We start from the raw sequence: 16,323 nt of genomic DNA, 5'->3' as shown, positions 1-16,323 counted from the left end.
GTAAGAGGAGCAAGGCCTTATTTTTAACTCACATGAACAGAAATATTTTTAAAAAAATAAAAATAAGCTGGTAAAAAATAGGGAAATAGTTAGTTGGCGAAGTTTCAAAACTGCACGTTGGATCAGATTTCGGACCGATTGTTCGTTGATGGTCAGTATTTGTGCTATTTCTTCGTAACTAAAATCCTGATAGAATTTCAACATGAGTACTTCGTACTGGCGTACAGGCAAATTTTTCAGCCATGCGTCCAATTCGTCTTTTTGTCTTTTAGAACTTTCGGCTTCAATAATTTCATATTCCTTTGGAAATGTCACCGGATGGATGCGGTCATCGTCAAAGTCCCATCGCTGGTTAATGGGATAATTACCTGTTTGAGATTTATGAATCCGCCGGCGGAGTGAGCGGAATAAATAAAATTTCGGTGATTCAACATCAGCAAGTTTTGTCCTGCTTTGCCAAAGATCAATGAACAGGTCCTGAATCATATCTTCCACAGCTTCCTCGTCGTTCAGGAGCTTTTTCCCATATCCATAAAGAATACGGACATATTTTTGATAAAGTAGTGTAAAAGCGTTTTCATCACCGTGTTTGAAGGCTTTCCATAAGACTTTATCCTCTGTATGTGTAGAATTTAAAATCAAGTAGTTAAGATTTTTAGTTTTTCAAAAGTATCAAAAAATATAGGAATAGAACAATTCTCATTTCGCTACTTTGCAGATATTATCATTTTTGTATCATATATTGATAAATTAATATAAGTTACAAAATTTAAATATAAAATATGAAATTACGATGAATTTATTTTTTAATAGTTTTAAGTAGTTGGGTGTTATCTTGGATAAGTGATAAAAAAGGTTTTTTTTATTGTTGACCTTTCACACGGTTTTCAAGAACGACGAAGGGAGTATGAATATCCCAGTCGGCTTTGAAATCCTCATGATTCAGGAAACCTTTTGAAAAGTTTCCAAGCACTACGTCCTTATCACCATCACCATCATAATCATCAACATCCATACAAATCCACCTCCCGTTTTTTTCAATCGGGATATAAAATGGCTGCAATAAATACCTTCCTTTAACAGGAATGGAAGTATTTTGAAAAAGGACAAATTTTTGCTCCGGTTTATTTTTTAAATCCGCGAAAAATGAAATCGTGGCGATGTCCATATCTCCGTCAAGATCAAAGTCGGCTGCCATCGCTTTTGTACATCCGTTTAACGGATAAAATTCCGGCTGCGAGAAACGCAAATTTCCGATGTTCAGAAATACATACAGACCATGGTATGGTTTCAGTATTCTGGAATAATCACTATTGTCCCCTGCCGTGTAGATGATGTCAATTTTCCCGTCATTATTCATATCGGCCAGCTGGAAACTGCTCGATCCGTAAACTGGCGGAAAGCGAACCAGATTTTTTGTTATAAATCCTCCGTTCCTGTCATTTAGAAATAGCCATATACCTTCGTCGCCATGCGCGAAGAGTGCTATGATGTCGGGCCATCCATCACCGTTATAATCTCCGGTCTCAGTTTGTGTCGCTCCGGGAACTTCCCGGATTGCAATTTTTTGAAACGTTTTATCGGGAAGTTGTTTTTCCCAAAACAGACCGCCCTTTGTATGACCGAAACTGCAGACAATATAGTCGATCAGGCCATCTTTATTCAAATCTGCAGGCCTTGTCTGTATCGGACGTATATAGATGTCGGATAATTTCCTAGCGGTGACTTTATGGCCAGATTCTTTTAATAGCATTATTTCTCCGATTGTGTAGTCCATCGCACGCATTCCGCCCATACTGGTAATAATCCTTTTTTCATCGTTAAACGAGAGATCAACGGCCGCAGATTTTAAAGGCATGAGGCGAGCTTTGTCGAACACTTTATCCCACTTATCCAGACCGGGATTGTTCATAGAACTCGTGTAAATATGCTGATTATCAGTGCTAATGGTTGTCATAAGTGTTGTTGAGATTTCAGTTGAATCGTATGGAGGCTTTTTCAACATAAAAACTGACCAGCTTTTTTTAGCCACAAGAGCCGACCTTTTTTGAACCAGGCTGTCTGGCGCCAGTGTAGCATAATAAGCTCTCAATTTTGCCCAGTCCTGGTTTGAAATAACTGACTGTTTTGTATGCAGATAAACATTCCCTTCCAGAACTTCAATACCCAGCTGGTTGGCCATCGCAGGCATGACATCGTCGCTCCAGGTTTTCTTATCGAGCAGTGATGGCGATGGAGCCAGGTGACAGTTTGAACAATACTTTACCGCAAGCTTTTCGCCATGCCGTATGTTTTGATCGTTGCGGTCAAAATTACAGCTCTCGAGGTGACATAAGAGTATTAATAACAAAGAGTTACAAAAAAACTTCAATAAAGAAATGTATTTCATCTGGTGTATCTAATTTTCTGTAAAATCCGCGTCAGCTGGCTCTATTGACCACTTAAAAATTTGTAACTGAAAGTTAATTGTAACTTTTTAATACTAAAAGGTGACACTATTTTAGCTTATGATAATACTATTTTTTCAATGAATAAAAATATTTATTACAATAACACAAATATTTGGATGAATAATAATACATTTGATCCGATATTAATTAACCTAACTAAATTTTATGAAACAAATCTACACGAGCTCCGTCCGGAGTTTAGTCTGCTGTTTCTTTTTATGCTTCTCGACTATGGTCACCATGGCTCAGGAACGAAAAATAAGCGGCCGTATTACTGACATTGCCGGCTCGGGTATTCCGGGGGCAACAGTAGTTATCAAAGGGACCCAGATGGGAACCAATACCAACAGTGAAGGCCAGTATACTTTAAATGTACGATCAGCAACTGACATACTGGTCGTCAGTTTCGTGGGCTATGCTACCAAGGAAGTGACTGTTGGAAATCAAAGCGTTGTTGATATTAAAATGGACGACGATGTGTCCGCTCTGGAAGAAGTGATCGTTACGGGTTACACGGTTGACAGCCGTAGAGAAACCACTGGTGCGGTTGCAACCGTAAAGTCGAAGGATTTGACCGCAGCTCCTTCCGGAAACGTTGAACAGCAACTTCAGGGACGGGTTGCCGGGGTTACTGTTATCACGAATGGTCAGCCGGGTACAACCAGCCAGATCCGTGTTCGCGGTTTTGGTGCATTTGGCGGTAATGAGCCGTTATATATTGTTGATGGAATGCCGACGGGTTCAACTGATTTCTTGAATCCTGATGATATTGAATCTACTACGGTTCTTAAAGATGCTGCGGCGGCTTCTATTTATGGAGCTCGTGCAGCCAACGGTGTTATTGTTTACACAACAAAAAAAGGCACTAAAAAAGCGCGTAAATTGAGCGTTACCTACGACGGGATGCTTGGCTTTACTACGCCTGGAAAGGGACAGAGTATGTTGAACCCGCAGGAACAGGCTGACTGGACCTGGCAGGCAGAGCGTAACAATGCATTTCAAACAGGAGATGCTCCCAATTTTTCAAACATAGCAAGCGGCCAGTATGGTAGCGGAAATACGCCAGTGCTTCCTGATTATATCAACGTTGGAGGAAGAACCGGCGTAATAGGCACCCTGGATCTTGCAGCTGAAAAATTGAAATATAACGTTGATCCATCGCGGGGACCAATTTATCAGGTTGTAAAAGCTAATAAACAAGGTACTGACTGGTATGATGCGATTACCCGCGTAGCGCCGATACAAAGGCACTCTCTGGGTTTTTCGGGTGGTTCTGAAACCAGCCGCTATTATGCAGGATTCAGCATCCAGGATCAGAAGGGTATACTTTTGAACAATAGTTTTAAAAGATATGCTTTCCGTGTAAATACAGAATTTGACGTGTTGAAAAACCTAAGAATTGGTCAGAATGCCCAGTTTACCTACCTGCAGGTTTTAGGACAGGGCGGTGGAGCAGGTGGCCAGGGTGTAGCTGCTGACGAAAACGATATTCTTTCAGCTTTCCGGATGCCTTCAATCATTCCGGTTTATGACGAATTTGGCGGATATGCGGGAACAGCAGCAAAAGGTTTTAACAATCCGCGTAACCCAGTAGCTGCACGGGATGGTCAGGCTAATAACCGCGGATTTGGCGGACAGGGTTTTGGTAACCTTTACGCTGAACTGGATATTATCTCAGGTTTGACTTTCCGTACGAGTGTCGGTGCTCAGTATACAAGTTACAGCAACAGAGGATATAGCCGGTTGCAGTATGAAAACTCTGAAAATAACTCAGCCTTTGGATTCAATGAGGGAGCCGGACATCGTTTGGCCTGGACATTGACCAATACTTTGAATTATAAGAAACAACTCGGTTTGCATACAATTGATGTGATCGTTGGGCAGGAAGCGTTGAACACAGGTGCTGGAAAAAATCAGTCATCGTCAGGTTTGAATCCTTTCTCGACGAATATCAATTATATCAATATGACAAACGTGGGCTCAAAAGTCGTTAACAGCGATTATTACAAGGGGGTTAACTTCTACTCGCTTTTTGCCCGTGCTAACTATACTTTCAATGACAAATATATTGTCACAGGTGTTGTGCGCAGAGATGGTTCTTCAAGATTTGGTGCCAATAATCGTTATGGTGTCTTCCCTGCTTTTTCAGCAGCATGGCGTATGTCTTCCGAAGAGTTTATGAAATCAATTCCTTTTATTACAGAGCTGAAAATCCGTGGAGGTTATGGTTTGATGGGGAATTCGAACAACGTGGATCCGAACAATCAGTACAGTTTATACGGCGCAAACATTGCTGAATCTGCTTACGATTTGAATGGTACAAATAACAGTGCGATGGAAGGTTATTACCGGACGCGTATTGGTAATGTTGACGCAAAATGGGAAACCAGTATCACCAAAAACATTGGTATTGACGGAACATTTTTCAAAGGGAAATTTGATGTGATCGTTGATCTTTGGCAAAAAGACACCAAGGATTTATTATTCCAGGTGCCGGTAACTGCAACCGCAGGATACAGAGCGTCAGCTCCTTCTGTCAACGTTGCAAAAATGTCAAACAAAGGGATTGACTTACAGATCATCAATCGTGGAAAATTAAATAAGGACCTGGGGTATGAACTTAATTTTACAGCCGGTGTGCTTAAAAATAATATAGAATCCCTGGCACCGGATATTGACTATATTTCTTCGGCTGCCGCAAACCCGGGTTTCCGGGGAATCAATCCGATCAGAAATCAGGTGGGTCAATCTATATCTTCCTTTTTCGGATATCAGGTGGTGGGACTTTTTGCTGATAAGGCAGAAGTTGATGGCGCAGCCACACAGGATGGTGCCGCTCCGGGGCGCTTCCGTTATGCGGATTTAAATAACGACGGAATTATTGACTCAGAAGACAGAACGTATCTTGGCAGTCCGGTACCAAAGTTCACCGGAGGTATCAATATCTCACTGACTTATAAAGGTTTTGACCTGGCAACTTACATGTACACTTCTCTTGGAAACAAGATATTTAACGTTTCTAAATGGTTTACAGATTTCTACCCATCATTTACCGGAGCGGCTGTAAGTTCAAGAGTTAAAGATTCCTGGCTACCAGACAGAAGAGATACACAAACGCCTATATTTGAATCTGCTTCTAATTTCAGTACTAACACCCAGTCGAATTCTTTCTATGTAGAGAACGGTTCATTCTTCCGCATGCAGAATATTACAATTGGTTACACACTTCCAAGTAGAATGTTGAGCAAGTTAAAAATGCAGAAACTCAGATTCTATGCTTCTACAAACAACTTGTTCACAGTTACAAAATATCAGGGTCTTGATCCGGGTGTTGGAGGTAACGCAGATACAAACTTCGGGATTGATGTTGGTAACTATCCTATCACAAGAAGTTATACGTTTGGTGTTAATCTTGGATTTTGATAAAACTGAATCAGGAAAATATTTCAAAAGTTGATATCAAATAGTTGAAATCAAAAAAATTATCAAAATGAAAAAAACTAGATCAAAGGGATTATTGCTGATTATATGTGCAATAATGCTGATAGGGTATTCTTGTAAGGAAAGTTTTCTGGAAGTGCCGGCCACCGGGCAATTGGATGAAGCACAGCTTTCAGACAAAAAAGGTTTGGAAGGAGTGTTGGTCTCTGTATATGGTCAGCTTAATGGCCGCGCAAACCGTATGGCCAGCGCAAGTAACTGGGTTTGGGGAAGTATTCGCGGCGGTGATGCGAACAAAGGGACGGATCCTGGCGATTTTAGTGATATTAATCCGATTCAACGCTTCCAGTATATTACCACGCAGGGTGTTATCGCTGATAAATATACTGGTCTTTACGAAGGAGTTGCACGTGCAAATTTGGTTATGCGATTAATAGGTGTAGCCAAGGAAGACGTAACTGATGCAGATAAAGCACGGATTTCTGCTGAAGCCAGATTTCTGAGGGGTCACTATTATTTCGAATTAAAAAGAGGCTTTAATAACACCCCATATGTAGATGAAACTGTTGATTACGGAACAGGTATTGAAAAGGTGTCGAACAATAAGGATCTATGGCCATTTATCGAGGCTGATATGAAGTTCGCCTATGATAATCTGCCAGAAACGCAGGCAGCAGCTGGTCGTGTTAATAAGTGGGGCGCCGCAGCCTACCTGGCGAAAGTTTATATGTACCAGAAGAAATTTGCAGAAGCTAAGGTGCTATACGATCTGATCATCGCCAATGGTCAAACCACGAATGGTAAGAAATATGCGCTTGTTCCAAGATTTCAGGATGCTTTCAAAGCAAGTAATGACAACAATTCGGAATCAGTTTTTGCCATTCAGGCGGCGGCTAACACGGGTAGCGTCAACAATGCGAACCCGGAATTTGACCTTAACTGGCCTTATAACACTGGTCCAAATGGTCCGGGTAACTGTTGTAGTTTTTTTGCTCCTAGTTTTGAGCTAGGCAACTCTTTCCGGACAGATGCAACTGGTTTACCACTATTGGATGGAACTTACAATAGCGCGGCTAATGAATTGAAAACAGATATGGGTCTGAAATCTTCGGATGCTTTCACACCAGATGCAGGCCCGGTAGATCCACGTCTTGATCACTCAATAGGACGTAGAGGAATTCCTTATCTTGACTGGATCGATCACCCAGGGAATGACTGGATCCGTAACCAGCCAAATGCAGGTCCGTATACAACCAAAAAATATGCATATTACAGAACTGATATCGGTAGTTTGCAGGATAACAGTTCATGGACTCCGGGTTATACAGCTATAAATGTAAATATTATTCGCTACGCTGACGTACTTCTAATGGCAGCCGAAGCTGAGGTGGAGGTCGGATCTTTGGAAAAAGCCAGAGAATATGTGAATTTGGTTCGCGCCCGCGCAGCTAATCCTGCCAGTTTTGTAAAACGCGCATCTGGTGAGAACGCAGCTAATTACGTGATCGATACCTACAAAACTGCTTGGGCGAGCAAAGATGCTGCCCGTACAGCCGTACGTTTCGAAAGAAAATTAGAGCTTTCAGGGGAAGGTCACCGGTTTTTTGACTTAGTAAGATGGGGAACAGCGGCTGCTGAAATTAACGCATATCTCGCTTATGAAAGTAAGAAATTGAGCGGTGCTCTTGGCGGTTCGACATTTACGGCAAACAAGAACGAATATCTTCCCCTTCCACAAGATCAGGTTGACCTTGTTGGTAAAGATATTCTGATCCAGAATCCGGGATATTAATCAAAAGGCATAAAAAAATAGAAAGGAGATGGTGTAAAATACCATCTCCTTTTGTCGATTTTCAGCTTTTAACAAACTGTAAACTCTCTTGAAATGTTTGGCAGATATTTACTTTTTTCTGTTTTCGCGGCTTCCCTGTTTTTTTCCTGCAAAAAAGAATTAAAAACATTTACACAACTCGATCCTGATGAAACGGGTATCACATTTTCCAATCGAATCGCAGAAAATGATACGATGAACATTCTCGCCTTTGAATATGTATACAATGGCGGCGGAGTGGCACTTGGAGATTTTAATAACGACAACCTTCCGGATATTTATTTTACCGGAAATTCAGTAGATAATAAACTTTACCTGAACAAAGGAGCAGGGGACGACGGTGGTCTGAGATTTGAAGATATTACCAAAAAAGCTGGCGTCGCTGCTGAAAATAAGTGGTCGTCGGGCGTAGCACTCATCGATATTAATAATGACGGACTTTTGGATATCTATGTATGTTCGACGGTGCGCAAAGTTGCGAAAGAAAGGGAAAATTTGCTGTATGTGAACCAGGGAATTGGAACGGATAAAATTCCGGTATTCAAAGAAATGGGAAAAGAATATGGTATTGCTGACACAACGCATACCACGAATGCAGCATTTCTGGACTATGACAATGATGGAGATTTGGATTTGTTTTTAGTTGTCAATGAAATGGACGACAACAACTTTCCCAACAAGTTTCACGAAAAAATAATTGATGGTTCCTCTAAAAGAACGGACAAGCTGTATAGAAATGACTGGGATAAAACACTCGGACATCCTGTTTTTACAAACGTTTCAAGAGAAGCTGGGATTCTTATTGAAGGTTACGGTTTGGGAGTAAATGTTACCGATGTCAATCAGGACGGATGGAAGGATATTTATGTCACCAATGACTATCTGACCAATGATCTTTTATATATAAATAACGGAAAAGACGCAGCCGGAAGACACCTTGGTTTTACAAACCTGGCAGATGCGGCTTTCAAACACACTTCCCATTCTGCAATGGGAAACGATATTGCAGATATCAACAACGACGGTTTACCGGATATTGTAGCGCTGGATATGATGCCTGCAACGAATTTCAGGAAAAAGATGATGACGCCTGCCAGCAGTTATGTTACCTATCAAAATTACGAACTCTATCATTATCAGTATCAGGTCGCAAGGAACACACTTCAGCTGAATCTTGGTAAAGCGAATAAGTTCAGCAAAAATCCTGTTTTCAGTGAAATCGGATTGTTAAGCGGTATCGCGGAGACAGATTGGAGCTGGACGCCCATGGTTACCGATTTTGATAATGATGGATTACGGGATATCATCATAACAAACGGATTTCCCCGGGACATAACGGATATGGATTTTATTGCTTACCGGAACGAGGTAGGTAATGTGATGACCAAAATGATGATGCTGGATTATATTCCGTCGGTTAAAATCAAAAATTTCGCTTACAAAAACAAAGACGGTTTAAATTTCGAAGATGTAACGGACGCCTGGGGAATTGATCTTCCGAGTTTTTCAAACGGCGCGGCTTATGCGGATCTGGATAATGACGGAGATCTGGATTATGTCGTCAATAATATTAATGACTCGGCTGCTGTTTATCGAAATAATTCTATACAATTAAAGCCTTTGGAAAGTAATTTTCTGCGCATTAAATTCAAGGGAGAAGGATATAACCGAAATGGAATAGGCGCTGTTGCAGAAATCAGTTATGCAGGAAACAAAAAACAATATGCTGAAAACTCACCTTATCGCGGATATTTGTCGACGATTGAGCCTGTTACGCATTTTGGACTAGGCAAAACGAACAACATTGAAAAATTGGTAATAACATGGCCTGGCGGCAAATCCCAGATTTTGAAAAACATTAAAGCGAATCAGATACTGACGGTTTTTGAGAAAGATGCAAAGGTAACCGTTGAACCTTTGAAGCTAATTGAAAGTGCGGAAATGCGTGATGTCACTGATTTGCTGGATGTAAATTATAAACATGAAGAGCAGGATAATATCGATTTCAATGTTCAAAAGTTATTACCTCACAAGCTTTCACAATACGGACCTGCGCTGGCTGTGGGTGATGTAAATGGAGATAAACTGGATGACGTTTTTATCGGCGGCGCCATGTTTCATAAAGGAAGATTTTTGATCCAGCAGTCCAGCGGGAAGTTTGTTAGTACTGATTTGTTGCCGGGAATGGATGGCCCTTCAAAAAATGCGGAAGATATGGGAGTCCTGCTTTTTGATGCCGATAGTGATGGTGATCTTGATTTATATATTGTCAGCGGGAGTTATGAAATGCAAGCCAACAGCGAGGCGTTGCAAGACCGGTTATACCTGAATGACGGGAAAGGGAAGTTTTCGCAAAATACAAGCGCACTACCAAGATTCTTGAAAAGCGGATCTTGCGTAAAGGCTGCGGATTATGACCGGGACGGTGATCTGGATATTTTTGTTGGTGGACGTGTTGAGCCTGGTGCATACCCCAAACCGGTTTCCAGTTATCTGCTTCGGAACGATTCCTCAGGCGGGCAAATCAAATTTACAGATGTTACCAAATCGGTTATACCGGAATTAGTAAATATCGGGCTTGTCTGTGATGTATTGTGGACGGATTTTGATAACGACGGCTGGCTGGATTTGCTCGCGGCCGGAGAGTGGATGCCTCTGACTTTTTTCAGAAATAATAAGGGAAGTTTAAAGAAACATGTATCCGGTCTGGAAAGCCAAAAAGGGCTTTGGAGCAGCCTTGTGGCAGGGGATTTTGACAATGACGGCGATATGGATTACATCGCAGGGAACCTTGGGTTGAATTCGCTGAACCGGGCAAGCGACGACCGGCCGATTGGGATGTACGCGAAGGATATTAACAAGGATGGGTTTTTTGATGCAATCCCGACTGTTTTCTACAGAGCAAAAGATGACTCATATAAGGAGTTTCCCTACAACACACGGGACGAACTTGGGAAACAAATTATTCAGGTCCGGCAGCGTTTTCAGGAATATGGGAAATTTTCGGAAGCTGGAATTAATGATATCTTCAAACCTGAGGAGTTGAAAGATGCATTGAAATTAAAAGCAAACTGGTTGAAAAGCAGTTTTATACAAAATCTCGGAGACGGGAGCTTTAAGATTCAGGCATTACCGGTAGAGGCTCAATTTGCCCCTCTTTTCGGAATGGTGGCAGATGATATTGATGGCGATGGAAATCTGGACGTAGTCTTATGCGGTAATGATTTTGGTTCAGATGTGTCTGTTGGAAGATATGACGCATTTAACGGGTTACTTTTAAAAGGAAACGGGAAGGGTGGTTTCAGTTCATTAACCGGTGAAAAGAGTGGTTATATGGTTACGGGTAATGCGAAAGCAATGGTAAAAATTGCTGATGCGGGCAAGCATGTGATGACAATCACGTCCCAAAACAGAGATTCTCTGAGATTTCATCAAACCCGCTCTCCGATCAAATCCGTTCCGTTGCTGACAAATGAAATTACAGCGGTTCTTAAATTGAAAAACGGGAAAACCCGTCGTGAGGAAATGAATTATGGTTCTTCATTTTTATCGCAATCCACACATCAGCTTTCTCTGCCTGATTATGTTTTAAGCGCAGAAGTTTTTGACGCGAAAGGTAAAGGCCGAAAAGTGAAGTAGAAAAAATTTAAGGCTTATTAAAAAAAAACGAGCGATCAAATCAATGACTGCTCGTTTTGTTTTACCAACAGAATCAAATATTCGATACTGTTTTACGATTTGTAAATTGTGGCTTCCGCTTCGTTTCCGAAGAAAATTTTTTACCGGAAATTCTGGCGGCTGATTTTTTACTTTTATTTCGCTTACCCCACCAAATGTAGAAGCCTGTGACTGGCAGAGTGGCACAAAAAAGGCTTGCGAAGAAGGCCAGAATTTTGGTTGTCATTCCGTAGATTCCTCCGGTATGAATGTCGTAATTCGTATTGCGCCATTTCATTCCCAGCGATTTATCCTCCTGTGAAATCTGGCCATACTGCTCGCCTGTAACGTTATTGTAAAAATAATAATTAGACTCGCGCCAGCCTGAGCCTCTTTTTATTTCCATAAATAATAAATATGGAGCGGTTGGTTTTTCAGGTATGGAAATGGTTAACATTGAAAAATTCACCTTTTTTTTAAGTGCGTCCTCAAAAACTTTCGCTGGTATATGGTCAGAAGGTGGGATTTTTGAACTTACGGCCGGCTGTTCGGCAATGAATTTTGGGCGCTGTTTGGATCCCAAAATCCGGTAAATCCCGTCTTCCCACCAGTCAAATGACCAAACGAGTCCGGTAATAACAATAACCGCAGCAAGTGGCAATACGTAGAATCCACCAACATTGTGAGCGTCATAATTGACTCTCCGCCATTTTGCATTCCAGTTTATACCAAACCTTTGTTTCCAGCCACTTCGGGTTTTCGGTATCCAGAGTACAAAACCAGTTACCAATAAAACGAGAAATACCAAACAAGAACTTCCCACAATCAGGCTGCCTGTTTCATAAGGAAGCAGCAGATTCTGGTGGATTCTGCGAACGATGTTAAAAAATTCAAATTTTCTGTCGACTTTTCCCAGTACTGCTCCGGTATATGGATCTACATAAACTTCTTCGTAATACTGAACCTGCTGAAAATAAGTCCAAACATTTTTAGCTTTTTTATCTGCTTCGGAAGCAGTGAAAAGATATGCGCGATGCCGGTCGTTCGTGACCTCAACCGAGTTGATTTTTTTCTTTTCACCCAGTGCCATTTGGGCAGCGGCCGTCAAAGTCGATATTGATTTTACACTTTTACCCGGAGCTTCAATGTAAACCAGTTCCTTGTGGAAGAGATCAAAAATTTCTTGTTCGAAAACGAAAATACATCCGGTCAATGATACGATAAAAACGATAATTCCTGACGCCAAACCGAGCCACAAATGCAGTACTGCTGATAATTTTTTCATGGTGAAAGTCGTAGTGAATGATCAGGTTCAGTTAAAACGAGTATCCAAGTCCGATCAGGAAATTGCGTGGAGCTCCCGGGAACAACCTGTTATAATCAAATCCACCAACCCAGTGCGTCTTATTTGTGACATTATTCAGGTTAAAAGATATTCTGAATTTGTCGACGTTATAGAAAATTGCTGCATCTAATAAGGTATAACCAGGCAACTTCAAATTGTTTTTGGTATCATTTGTCGTACGTTCCGTCACGAAATTACTTCCAACTCCAACCGCCAAACCGCTGAGTGCTTTTTGCGGAAGTTTGTATTTCGCCCAGAAACCCCCTTGCTGACGCGGCGCATTCGGGAATATTTTTCCAACTTCCGCTTCGTTGGTACTTTTCGTGATTTCGGCTTTATTGAAAGCAATATTGGCAGTGACGCTCAACTCCGGCGTTATTTGTCCATAAGCATCCAGTTCAAGCCCGGTCGCACGTTGTTGACCAATCTGACGCAAAAGATTTAAATTGTCAGCTGCACCTGCGTTGACAAGGACGTTGTTTTGTTCAATACGATAAATTGCCAGGTTTACAGCAAGGCGTTTTTTGAAATATTCCATTTTTGCACCGCCCTCAACCATATTGCTGATTAAAGGATCAAACGGGCCGCCATAAATTTCAGGCGCACCGATTGTTCCCGCAGATTGTGGTTGATATCCTTCTGTGTAAGTTCCATATAAACTAATCCATTGCAATGGCGTATAAACCAAACCAACTCGCGGGATCAGCGCCTTTTGTTTTACTTTTTTCTCCGTTTTAAGTGTGTAGTTCAAAAGATCATTATAATGTTCCATGCGAAGTCCGATCAACCCATTCCATTTTCCAAATTTGAATTGCTCCTGGACATAAACTCCATCCGCATAATATCTCGAAGGCGTAACGGTCGAACTGATGTTATAATATCTCGAAATATCGGTGATGTTATAATCAGGGTTTTCAAGATCGAAAAAAGGGACATTTGGAACCGGCATATTATCCTTGATCAGATATAATGCTTTATTTTTTGGATCATAAGCCGCCGGTGTACCGCTTTTGGTTAATACAACACCGTTATTGGCTGCGTTGATAAATCCGCCTGCATTATAATTTGAGCCGCCAAGGGCAGTATGGAACAAAATATGGTCATAGCCAACCAGTAACTTATGTTCGATTTTTCCTGTATTGAAAGCAGAGATAAAATAAGCACTGACATTGTCTGTATAATTTCTGGTCTGTCTTCTGATCGTCTGCATTTGCATCAATGTCGGAATCGATTTCCCATCCGCATCCATCCCATAACTATTGGAAGTCCTGTGCTCCATCAAATCTTCATTGTACATAAACTTCATATAAGAAGCATTGAACGATAGCCAGTCCGTCAGTTTTCTTGTCAGGGAAAGTGTCGAATACATATTTAGTTCCTTGATGTAGTCGCTCTTTTTTCCCAGAGCAAAAGAGATCGGCGTGGAATTAAGTTTCGTTCCGGCCGTCGCTCCAAAAATCGGTTGTCCGCGGTCCAGTTTTCCAACGGAGCTCATAAAGACAAGGTCAATATTGATCTGCGTTTTGTCGTCAGGGATAAACGAAATCGATGGAGCAACGACCACATCCTGACCTCCCTGAAGGACACGGAAAGATTCTGCATTCTGATAAGCGAAGTTCAATCGGTAAAGAAGTGTCTTCGACTCGTTCATAGGACCTGTGAAATCCGTAGCGAGGCGATACGTGTTCCAGCTTCCCGTTGTAAAGTTTATCGATTTGCGGTTTTCGTCCAACGGTTTTTTTGTTACAATATTAATCGTTCCACCCGGATCTGTGTTTGCAAACAAAGCCGAAGCCGGACCTTTGATTACTTCTACACGTTCGACATGCGGGATCAACGACTGGTTCCAGCCGCTGCTGCTTACACGCAAACCATTTACCATGGTGTTGCTTGCACGAAAACCACGTAAGACAAAATCGTTATTGTTATAGGAAAATTGGTTGACGCCGCTGATGTTTTTTACCACGTCACTATTTTTAAAAGCCTGTCTGTCAAGCATCACTTCCTTGGTTACGTAACTGATCGCCTGTGGAACATATCTTAGAGGAGTCTCCGTTTTCGTGCCGGAAAAAGCGTAAGAGTTCTTATACGTTTGCTCTTTTCTGCCGGTAACCTCAACCGCCTGAAGCTGGGTAGCTGATGCGTAAATTGTCAGGTCCAGCGTTACAGGTGTTTCTCCTCCGATCGTAACCTCCGTTTCAATCTGATCAAAGCCGACCGCTTTAACGACAAGTGTATGTCTTCCCTGAGGAATGTTCTTAATGGCATAATTGCCGGCCTCATCCGAAACAGATCCAATCGGTGAATGTTTGATCAAAAGTGTTACGAAAGGTGCTGGTTCATTTAGAGCGGTCTTGATTTTTCCTTGCAGACTTATATTGTTTTGCTGGGCTGACGCACCGTAATAACATAAAAGTAAAAGGAATGCGAGTGAGTATTTTAGAATCATTAGGGTGAGTGGGACTATTAATAGAAAATGTTTAACTTATTAAGACTAATAATAAATAATTAGTCAAAAGTAGCTTATTTGTATTTAGAATAAATAATTATGAACATTTTTTTCAGAAAAACTGGTTCTTGAAAAAAAGTCGACTTACCGTGAATGTGTTGTGCTGAGCGAATTTTGTGGTGCTAATAATTTTTCCTCTGAATATTTTTAGAGAAAAAAAACTCCCTCGAGCCAGCTGCATAATAGTGTATTCTGAAGATATAATGTCACTAATAAACATGTGGTGATTTATGGCATTTTCTACCTCGTTTTCATTACAAGTCTATAAGATTACTATTTATTGGAATAATACAATGGAATGGCTGTCATCTGGTAAAAGTGCTATTGTCAAATTTTAAACTACTTGTTGTACTTTTATTATAAGTATAGGATAATTCTAATATTAACATAGGACTGTGATATGAACTTTTCAATATGAAATCTTTCTTATTGACTTGTATTAAGAATGTTACATACCTTTGACACATCGAAAGCAACAAAAAAAGCGCTTTTCGAAAATTAGCTTAGAATTACGATTTGAATTTAACAATATCTGTAAAGTACAATTCTTAACAGAAAGTTTAAACAACATAAAAACATTAGAGACATCATGAAAAAAACAATCTTAGCAATCGCAGTTTTGGTGGGAGTATCAACTGCAAGTTTCTCATTCGCTGGTGAAAAAGTTAACAACACTGGCGCTGCTGCAATCGAATTGGTTTCTGCTGATAACCTTACTTTCAGACTGAAACTTGACAGTGTTAAAGAAAAATCTTCTGTTACGATTAAAGACGAAAACGGATCAGTGCTTTACAGCTCTGCTATTCCTAAGTCTGAAAATTATTCAAAAGTATTTGACCTGTCTAACCTTTTGGATGGTAACTACACTTTCATTGTAAACAATGGAACTGAAATCACTGAAAAACCTTTCGTAATTGCTACTGAAACAAAACGTTTGGTAACTGCGGTTAAATAATTCAAAGCTGATCTGATCAGCTCAGGGTTTATGAACAACAAAAAAGAGGATAGCTTGCTATCCTCTTTTTTGTTGTTGGAAGAAAAAACCCAAAAAATTAGTGATCTCAAGAAAATATGAAAAAGCCGGCTCAAA

The 16,323-nt window shown here is 40.9% G+C and carries 8 protein-coding genes; 4 read left to right on the top strand and 4 right to left on the bottom strand.

The features are described 5' to 3' along the window. Nucleotides 1-48: 48 nt before the first annotated feature. Complete coding sequence (locus BMY70_RS10920; RefSeq protein WP_090335205.1) at nt 49-642, bottom strand: RNA polymerase sigma factor; 594 nt, start codon at nt 640-642, stop codon at nt 49-51. A gap of 220 nt (nt 643-862) precedes the next feature. Beyond that, on the bottom strand, nt 863-2,389 hold the full coding sequence (locus tag BMY70_RS10915; RefSeq protein WP_090335204.1) for an FG-GAP repeat domain-containing protein: 1,527 nt from the start codon (nt 2,387-2,389) through the stop codon (nt 863-865). A 226-nt stretch (nt 2,390-2,615) separates the two neighbouring features. Here BMY70_RS10915 and BMY70_RS10910 point away from each other — a divergent pair, with 226 nt between their 5' ends. The 3 genes from BMY70_RS10910 (at nt 2,616) to BMY70_RS10900 (ending at nt 11,361) form a co-directional block, all read left to right on the top strand. Next, nucleotides 2,616-5,873 carry a SusC/RagA family TonB-linked outer membrane protein gene (locus tag BMY70_RS10910; protein WP_090335203.1) on the top strand — a complete coding sequence of 1,086 codons (3,258 nt, stop codon included), beginning with the start codon at nt 2,616-2,618 and terminating at the stop codon, nt 5,871-5,873. Nucleotides 5,874-5,940: 67 nt separating this feature from the next. Beyond that, on the top strand, nt 5,941-7,683 hold the full coding sequence (locus BMY70_RS10905) for a RagB/SusD family nutrient uptake outer membrane protein (RefSeq protein ID WP_090335202.1): 1,743 nt from the start codon (nt 5,941-5,943) through the stop codon (nt 7,681-7,683). Nucleotides 7,684-7,776: 93 nt separating this feature from the next. Next, entirely contained in the window at nt 7,777-11,361 is a 3,585-nt protein-coding gene (locus BMY70_RS10900) for a VCBS repeat-containing protein (RefSeq protein ID WP_090335201.1), read from the top strand. 73 nt (nt 11,362-11,434) lie between these two features. On the opposite strand, the gene BMY70_RS10895 is transcribed toward BMY70_RS10900, so the two are convergent. Then, entirely contained in the window at nt 11,435-12,664 is a 1,230-nt protein-coding gene (locus tag BMY70_RS10895) for a PepSY-associated TM helix domain-containing protein (protein ID WP_090335200.1), read from the bottom strand. 31 nt (nt 12,665-12,695) lie between these two features. After that, entirely contained in the window at nt 12,696-15,173 is a 2,478-nt protein-coding gene (locus tag BMY70_RS10890) for a TonB-dependent receptor (RefSeq protein ID WP_090335199.1), read from the bottom strand. 649 nt (nt 15,174-15,822) lie between these two features. Here BMY70_RS10890 and BMY70_RS10885 point away from each other — a divergent pair. Continuing rightward, the gene (locus BMY70_RS10885; RefSeq protein ID WP_090335198.1) at nt 15,823-16,188 is read left to right on the top strand and encodes a T9SS type A sorting domain-containing protein; all 366 of its coding nucleotides are present in this window, start codon (nt 15,823-15,825) and stop codon (nt 16,186-16,188) included. Nucleotides 16,189-16,323 lie beyond the last annotated feature (135 nt).

Origin of the sequence: Dyadobacter koreensis (assembly GCF_900108855.1) — a bacterium.
GTDB lineage: Bacteria > Bacteroidota > Bacteroidia > Cytophagales > Spirosomataceae > Dyadobacter > Dyadobacter koreensis.
The sequence above is the reverse complement of the archived record's forward strand: the minus strand, read 5'-3'. Positions and strand labels throughout refer to the sequence as shown.

Excerpts from the sequence above, each read along its gene's own strand:
- BMY70_RS10915 (WP_090335204.1), bottom strand. The coding sequence starts at position 2,389 with ATGAAATACATTTCTTTATTGAAGTTTTTTTGTAACTCTTTGTTATTA.
- BMY70_RS10910 (WP_090335203.1), top strand. The coding sequence starts at position 2,616 with ATGAAACAAATCTACACGAGCTCCGTCCGGAGTTTAGTCTGCTGTTTC.
- BMY70_RS10905 (WP_090335202.1), top strand. The coding sequence starts at position 5,941 with ATGAAAAAAACTAGATCAAAGGGATTATTGCTGATTATATGTGCAATA.
- BMY70_RS10900 (WP_090335201.1), top strand. The coding sequence starts at position 7,777 with ATGTTTGGCAGATATTTACTTTTTTCTGTTTTCGCGGCTTCCCTGTTT.
- BMY70_RS10895 (WP_090335200.1), bottom strand. The coding sequence starts at position 12,664 with ATGAAAAAATTATCAGCAGTACTGCATTTGTGGCTCGGTTTGGCGTCA.
- BMY70_RS10890 (WP_090335199.1), bottom strand. The coding sequence starts at position 15,173 with ATGATTCTAAAATACTCACTCGCATTCCTTTTACTTTTATGTTATTAC.
- BMY70_RS10885 (WP_090335198.1), top strand. The coding sequence starts at position 15,823 with ATGAAAAAAACAATCTTAGCAATCGCAGTTTTGGTGGGAGTATCAACT.